At 39.9% G+C, this 6135-nt stretch carries 11 protein-coding genes; 9 read left to right on the top strand and 2 right to left on the bottom strand.

The features are described from left to right. Positions 1 to 108: 108 nt before the first annotated feature. Positions 109 to 1065, bottom strand: a complete 957-nt coding sequence (locus tag J6U00_RS12250) for a hypothetical protein (protein WP_296582252.1) — start codon at positions 1063 to 1065, stop codon at positions 109 to 111. A 29-nt stretch (positions 1066 to 1094) separates the two neighbouring features. Then, the gene (locus tag J6U00_RS12245) at positions 1095 to 1742 is read right to left on the bottom strand and encodes an XRE family transcriptional regulator (protein WP_296582250.1); all 648 of its coding nucleotides are present in this window, start codon (positions 1740 to 1742) and stop codon (positions 1095 to 1097) included. 442 nt (positions 1743 to 2184) lie between these two features. On the opposite strand from J6U00_RS12245, the gene J6U00_RS12240 reads away from it, so the two are divergent. From J6U00_RS12240 to J6U00_RS12200, 9 genes are all read left to right on the top strand, one after another. Beyond that, positions 2185 to 2379 carry a hypothetical protein gene (locus J6U00_RS12240; protein ID WP_296582248.1) on the top strand — a complete coding sequence of 65 codons (195 nt, stop codon included), beginning with the start codon at positions 2185 to 2187 and terminating at the stop codon, positions 2377 to 2379. 13 nt (positions 2380 to 2392) lie between these two features. After that, positions 2393 to 2989: a hypothetical protein gene (locus J6U00_RS12235; RefSeq protein ID WP_296582246.1), complete on the top strand. Its 597-nt coding sequence runs from the start codon at positions 2393 to 2395 to the stop codon at positions 2987 to 2989. Beyond that, positions 2986 to 3213, top strand: a complete 228-nt coding sequence (locus J6U00_RS12230) for a hypothetical protein (RefSeq protein WP_296582244.1) — start codon at positions 2986 to 2988, stop codon at positions 3211 to 3213. The genes J6U00_RS12235 and J6U00_RS12230 overlap by 4 nt, the downstream gene beginning before the upstream one ends. Before the next feature lies 1 nt (position 3214). Next, positions 3215 to 3439, top strand: coding sequence for a hypothetical protein (locus J6U00_RS12225; RefSeq protein WP_296582242.1), 225 nt, complete (start codon positions 3215 to 3217; stop codon positions 3437 to 3439). After that, the gene (locus J6U00_RS12220) at positions 3429 to 3629 is read left to right on the top strand and encodes a hypothetical protein (RefSeq protein WP_296582240.1); all 201 of its coding nucleotides are present in this window, start codon (positions 3429 to 3431) and stop codon (positions 3627 to 3629) included. Before J6U00_RS12225 ends, J6U00_RS12220 begins: the two co-directional genes overlap by 11 nt. After that, positions 3620 to 3910: a hypothetical protein gene (locus J6U00_RS12215; RefSeq protein ID WP_296582238.1), complete on the top strand. Its 291-nt coding sequence runs from the start codon at positions 3620 to 3622 to the stop codon at positions 3908 to 3910. Before J6U00_RS12220 ends, J6U00_RS12215 begins: the two co-directional genes overlap by 10 nt. A gap of 24 nt (positions 3911 to 3934) precedes the next feature. Next, positions 3935 to 4303 (top strand): hypothetical protein, encoded by a 369-nt coding sequence (locus J6U00_RS12210; protein WP_296582236.1) that lies wholly within the window; start codon positions 3935 to 3937, stop codon positions 4301 to 4303. A 20-nt stretch (positions 4304 to 4323) separates the two neighbouring features. Next, a complete protein-coding gene (locus J6U00_RS12205; protein ID WP_296582235.1) occupies positions 4324 to 5916 on the top strand; it encodes a PcfJ domain-containing protein in 1593 nt (530 codons plus the stop codon). Continuing rightward, the coding region (locus J6U00_RS12200) for a hypothetical protein (RefSeq protein WP_296582232.1) at positions 5870 to 6135 on the top strand (266 nt) is incomplete at its 3' end. The genes J6U00_RS12205 and J6U00_RS12200, both read left to right, overlap by 47 nt.

Below are 6135 nucleotides of genomic sequence, written 5' to 3'. Positions count from 1 at the left end.
TAATCTTGAGCTGAGAATCAGGTGAATACTCTGTCTGATCCTCGGTTGATACTCTTATATAAGCAGCAGCTGTTTTCATATTTTCACATCCTTTATTATTGAGAAGGCTTACTCAACAGATAATTGCCATTCTCCACTTCCTGCGGTAACTTCAAACATATATTTCTTTCCTTTTTTAAACTGAAATACTTTTTCTCCCGAGTATGTTCCCAAATTTGAAAAAACTTGATCTTCGAGATTGGCTGAGTCATCGTAGAGATTAACGATAAATAGACCTTCGCCTGAATAATTGCCTGTAATTCTTATGCAGTCAGGAGCACTAAATGTGTTTGTGACGGTATCTCCTTCGCCAGAGAAAAACAGGTCTGATGTATTAGATGCAACAGTGTTCTCTTCAGTATTGCTTTCTGATGGAATATTTAATTTCAATCCGTTCATGATGCGCTCAATGCTTTCCTTTTGCAAGCAATAATGATTATATGCTCGAAAAGTGATATCAATTACATAACCAGAATTATAAAATTGATATTCTAAATATGAATGAACGTCATTAGTAGAAAAGGCAAAAGAAATAGAATTAGAATTTTGAAAAAATTCTAAATCTTTTCGATTGTTTTGTCGGTAGGAAATATAATCGTCATTAGATAATATACCCTTTTTAGAGGATGCAAGAAAACTATAATCTTTTTCTATTTCTATTATCATCATGGAATTATCTTCAATTTCGTACTCTATTAGATTAGAGCCTTTAGAATGTAAACTCCATTCAGAAGGCAAAAGAAGCGAAAAATAATCTGTTTCTAAGGGTGAAGATAGATTATCAGTATTTACTATTATTTCTTCATAATGTTCGGTAGTAGCATGAGTAGTAGTTTGATTAGCAGTTTGAGTAATAGTTTGTGTAGTAGTGGGAATTTCTTTTATAGTTGTTTCGGCTTTAGCTTCTGATGAAACAACAGTAGTTTCGATTATTCGATTTGAAGATGAATGGTTATCTTCTTCAGAACATGAAGCAAAAGTCGATAGAAATACAGATAATGATATCAAAGAAATCATTTTTTTCATTTAGAATCCCCCTTTTCTAAAAGTCAAAATCAATCTAATTCATATTGAATAGATTTGACAATCTTCTTTACAATGCCTATGATTATTAGATTCTCTCTTTCTTTTCCGATAAATTCAATTTTCTTATAATCTGAATTAATAGGAACAAGAGTAATAGATTTAGAATCAAAATCCTTATAAGCTCGCCTTATATAGATCCCTTTTTCTCCGTTGATAATAGCTGCAATGATATCACCATTTCTGAACCTGTCCTGTTTGTGCACAGTGACAATGTTCCTATCATCAATTTTAGGAGTCATGGAATCTCCAGCGACTTTGACTGCAATAGTTTCTCTGGCTTCCATATTAGTCGGGAATAAATCAGGGAATTGATCTTCGTAATCGTTATTGATGTACTGATCAGCTGAGGTATATAGAGGAACAACACAAAGGATATAACCTCGAATTGTTTTTATTTCCTCGTATGGTTCAGCAAGTTGATAATTACCGAGCAATTCATCAGACGTAAGATTGAAAGTCTGACATACTTTCAGAATTGTCGCGGATCCCATGTTCCGGGTTCCTTGCTCGTAAGTAGAATATGTACGACGATTGAGTCCAAGCTTCTTAGCCATCTGTTCCTGTGAAAGTCCATTTTCAAGGCGAATCTGCTTAAGTCTTTTGCAATCAATTGCCATTATATCACTCTCCTTTGGGTACAATATAGCACAAATTGTTCCACTTGTCAAGCAAAACCCGAAAAAATAAAATCATTTGTGCAAATGTAACAGTTTTTTTTTTTTTTTTGTCAAAATTTGTGCCAAAAAACGAATTGAAAGTAAGTACAAAATGGGGTATAATAAACACACGGTACATAAAGTACCGAAAGGAGGTATAGAGAATGCATACTATTTTTAGCATTATTTACGCAGAAAACGCACGTCGAAGGTGGTCTTTGCATAATTTTTGTGACAAAATATGCATAGGGAGAACGACTTTCTATCGCTGGCTCAACAAAGGGGAAATTCCGTCGCAATATTTATCCAAAATTGCAAGCCTGTATGAAATGTCAACAGATGAGCTTATCGGATATAAAAACGAAACAGGCGGCGAAATTCATTCCTTATAGGGGGCAAGCATATGGGAAGTGAATTGAAAGCTATAAGCTACATATCAATTGACGGAGCTCCGCCTGTTCGTTTCGACAGCTTGAGCCCAACAAAAAGAGCGGAATGTATTTCAAAAATGTGCGATAATATCGGGAAGGGCTTGAGTGCTTATTACAGTCAAAATCCCGATGCAGCTGAAAGATTTATTGCAGGAATTAAAGCATAAGAGGGTGTGAAAAATGAAATTAACAGAGGAAGATAAGAAGGAAATCGTCACCAACATAAAAAACGCAAAGGATAAGCGTAAGCAGGTAGAGATCGAAGCTGACCTGCATAATACATCGAAGGGAATAATCAAGGATGTTCTCCGTGAATATGGGTTTAATCTTAGAATACTGAATGGAGCAAATCTTCTGAAGAAGGAAAAAGCCGATGCTCCTGAGGAGCAGGCAAGAATTGATGAATGGGAGGACATGGCAATCCCTCCAGTCGAGCCGCCTGTCAAGGAAAAGGTGAAATATAAGAAGCCTGATATAATCGACGTTCAGGACATTAGAGAAGAACCGCTGCCGGAGAGCAGCGAAAGCCTTGATGATGCTGCCGATAATCCGAAGCTTCTAAAAGATGTGCCGGCGGACGATGTGCTCTTCGTAGGTCCACATATCATCGAGGACGATAATATTATCGACGCTATCGGCAAAAAAATGCATGATCTTGCAGAACGTCGGCGCGGACTTGTCGCAGAAGTAGAGCTGATAGACGTAAGACTCAGAAAGTATGCTTATTTCTCCGAAGATCTGAGAGAAATCATTGAAAGCGAGGGCGTCGAGATATGAGTGAGGAACAGAAGAGAAAAGAAGATTTTGTTGAGAAAATGCTGGATCCTTTTATCAAGGAAATAGACAGCAACGTAGCAAGTGTGATATATAAGCTCGTTGATACCGTCTCTTATGAGCTGGAATATGTGCTTGTAACTTGGAAGGGTGGCTATGTAAGGCGTATATATATCACCGGAGACAGCCTCTCGGCATTATCGCGTGAAGTTCTGAGGATATTCTGATATGAAGATTAAAATTAAGGACGTCGCATTTGAAAGCAACGCAGAAAAAGGAACAGCAAAGCTTATCACTCCTTACTGCACAACAGAGTACGCAAACGCACTTGAAGCATGGAATGCTTTTTGGAACTGCGCTCAACGCGAATATGAGAAGCAGCTTCGGGACGAGCTCGAGACACACGGCTTCAGCCGATGGACCGGAATGAAAGCAGGCGGAGATGACATATAAGGAACTTATTGGAGCCTTCAATAATGATGTTCCTGTAGTATTCCGAGGAGCTAAATATCTGAGTATTGAAGCTATATCACTCAGAAAGAACAGGAAGGAGAAGGTTGTTATAGTCTCAGCGACACTCGCGGATCCTTGCGGACGGTCTGAGGTGACTGTGTTAGGGAAGGATGTGGAGCCGTGCGACTGATAGGAGAGATATTAATATTTCCAGTGATTATCTGTGCTATTATATCCATGCTGTTAGTACCTGCCGAGCTATACATCGGATATCTGCACAATAAGAAACAGTACAAAGCAGCACGGCAGGAAATAGAATATGATATTCGGGTATGGGAAAGTATTGCAAAGAGCTGCGATGATATCGAGGAAGCCTATGAAAAAGGGTATGCCATTGCAAGACTTGTGATATATCATTACAGACTCGATATGCTTGATGAATATTATGAAAAAACGGGGTTGTCCAGTTAACTGGACTGAAAGGAATGTGAAATTATGACAAAAGAAGAGTATTTATCGTATTTTGGCGGCAAAATAACAGGCGCAAAGCAAGAAGTAATTGCTCCTTCGGTGGCGGACGCATTGAGCAAGTTCTGCTCTCAGGAGCCTGAGTTTAAACAGGCTGTGCTCCAAAGCGGCAAGACTTTTCAGGAATGCCTCGACAGTGTTGTGAAGGGTATCGGAAGAAGTATTTCCGATCTTGATGTATACCGCAGAGCTGTGAAATTCTACTTCTCGACTGCGACGGTCCATTTCCATATGACTATTGATCTGAGCGGCGACAACGGAGCTCCGCCTATTATAATGGCGCAGAATGATAATAAAACGCTCAATGTGTCTCTCGATGATCTTCTCGACTTCTAATAGACATGGACAATTCATTTGTGAATTTAATTGCCTACATAGACGATATTGAGGCTTTTATGCCGCATTTCGTCCTATATCGCCGAGGCTTCGGCAATCCGTATCTTGTAGGCTACGGCGATTACTGCCAATCAGAGCGAAACAGCAAGCTTACGGACTGCTATTGCACGGCCTGCCGCACTCGTTTTGAGGACGGAATAAGAAAACCAAAGGAATATAAACACTTAGAAATCGGAACTTGCGCGAACTGCGGAGCGCCTGTTGAATTTAGGCAAATGAACAGAGGCCGCTCAACTTTCTATTATACAAAGAATTTCGCAGTATTTGAGAAAGTAGCGGACCGTGTAAGAATAGAGTGCATCATCGCATATATGAAGTTCGCAGATGATGAGCTTCAGCCTGAGATTGACTGCTATACCGTGACAAGGTATGAACTGAGCCCAGGGAAAGCAGTTCAATACTGGTGTTCTTATGATGCTGCATTAAAAAACTACGTTTGGAAACCGAAAAAAAGCAGGGCGAGAGAGCCAAACTATGCAAGAGGCTTTTACTGGCGAGATAATAATTATACACTTATCAATCAAGAAGCTGTCGAGAGCAGTTTCCTTCGGTACTTATTCAAGGATGAACAACTCCCTTCGATGTACATAACATGGCTATGCCGATATGCAGAACATCCGCAGCTTGAGTATTTAATTAACGGCGGAGTCCCTCAGATAGCAATGGACTATATTTATCACGGAATGAAAGTACGCTTAAACTGGCGAAGCAACAACATGAAAAAAGTCCTTCGGCTTAGCAAGCCTGAGCTTGAATACTTCGTGAAGCTGGAAGGCCGTGGATATGCAGGCTACATCAATTTCAGAAAGTCTTTTTTCTGCGGCAGAACTCCCGAGGAGACAGTGAAGTATTATGACGATTTCGGGAAAAGCTGGGACTATGTTGAACAAATTGAGGAACTGACAAAGCTCCCGAGGAAGAAGATAATGGACTATGCGCTCAGGAAAAAGAACCAGCAAGGGACTGCCTTTTTTCTTATCTGCTATCGTGATTATCTTCGAGAGTGTGTGATGCTTGACTATGATATGACATCGACAGCGGTTACGATGCCGAAGGACGTTTTTTCAGCGCATGAAACGACTTCAAAACTTATTTCTGAAATCAATGATGAAAAGATAAACTTCATACTGAAAAAGAACGACTCGAAACGGCAGGATCTTGAAGCGGTGGACATGGAGCTCGGTCTGATCCTGCGGCTTCCTTACTCCGTGAAGGAAATCTCCGATGAAGGAGCAGCACTCAATCACTGCGTCGGCGGATATGCTCAAAGGCACGCTGAAGGGAAGCTTACTATCATGTTCCTGAGGACTCTCGGGCATAAAAGCGAGCCGTTCTATACTATGGAAGTCTCGAACGAGCTTGAAATAGTTCAATGCCGAGGATATAAGAATAATCAGGCAGGCAATCCGAAGCCTTATGAGATAGAGTTGTTCGAGAGAAGATATTCTGAATATCTTGAAAGAGTGAAAAAACAGCGACTTAAAGAACACAGAAAGAAGCAACAGCATGAATATAGAAGAAACGCTCGAAGAAAAGCTCGAAAAGCTTGTTGAAATTAATACCGCTGAATATAAAAAAACACTGGCTCAGAATAAAGCGTTGAATACCAGGAATAAAGCATTAAAAAAAGTTCTAATTGCAGCTATGGAAGATCTTTCGGATTCAAGGAATTGTGGCACTTGCTTGTACTTTAGCGATATGAATACAATTTGTAGCGAATGCATGAACGGCAGTCATTATAAATGGCGTGAGCTGGAAACAGCTAAGAAATT

The organism is Ruminococcus sp. (genome assembly GCF_017650195.1).
Taxonomy (GTDB): Bacteria; Bacillota; Clostridia; order Oscillospirales; family Ruminococcaceae; genus Ruminococcus.
The sequence above is the reverse complement of the archived record's forward strand: the minus strand, read 5'-3'. Positions and strand labels throughout refer to the sequence as shown.

Excerpts from the sequence above, each read along its gene's own strand:
- J6U00_RS12250 (WP_296582252.1), bottom strand. The coding sequence starts at position 1,065 with ATGAAAAAAATGATTTCTTTGATATCATTATCTGTATTTCTATCGACT.
- J6U00_RS12245 (WP_296582250.1), bottom strand. The coding sequence starts at position 1,742 with ATGGCAATTGATTGCAAAAGACTTAAGCAGATTCGCCTTGAAAATGGA.
- J6U00_RS12240 (WP_296582248.1), top strand. The coding sequence starts at position 2,185 with ATGGGAAGTGAATTGAAAGCTATAAGCTACATATCAATTGACGGAGCT.
- J6U00_RS12235 (WP_296582246.1), top strand. The coding sequence starts at position 2,393 with ATGAAATTAACAGAGGAAGATAAGAAGGAAATCGTCACCAACATAAAA.
- J6U00_RS12230 (WP_296582244.1), top strand. The coding sequence starts at position 2,986 with ATGAGTGAGGAACAGAAGAGAAAAGAAGATTTTGTTGAGAAAATGCTG.
- J6U00_RS12225 (WP_296582242.1), top strand. The coding sequence starts at position 3,215 with ATGAAGATTAAAATTAAGGACGTCGCATTTGAAAGCAACGCAGAAAAA.
- J6U00_RS12220 (WP_296582240.1), top strand. The coding sequence starts at position 3,429 with ATGACATATAAGGAACTTATTGGAGCCTTCAATAATGATGTTCCTGTA.
- J6U00_RS12210 (WP_296582236.1), top strand. The coding sequence starts at position 3,935 with ATGACAAAAGAAGAGTATTTATCGTATTTTGGCGGCAAAATAACAGGC.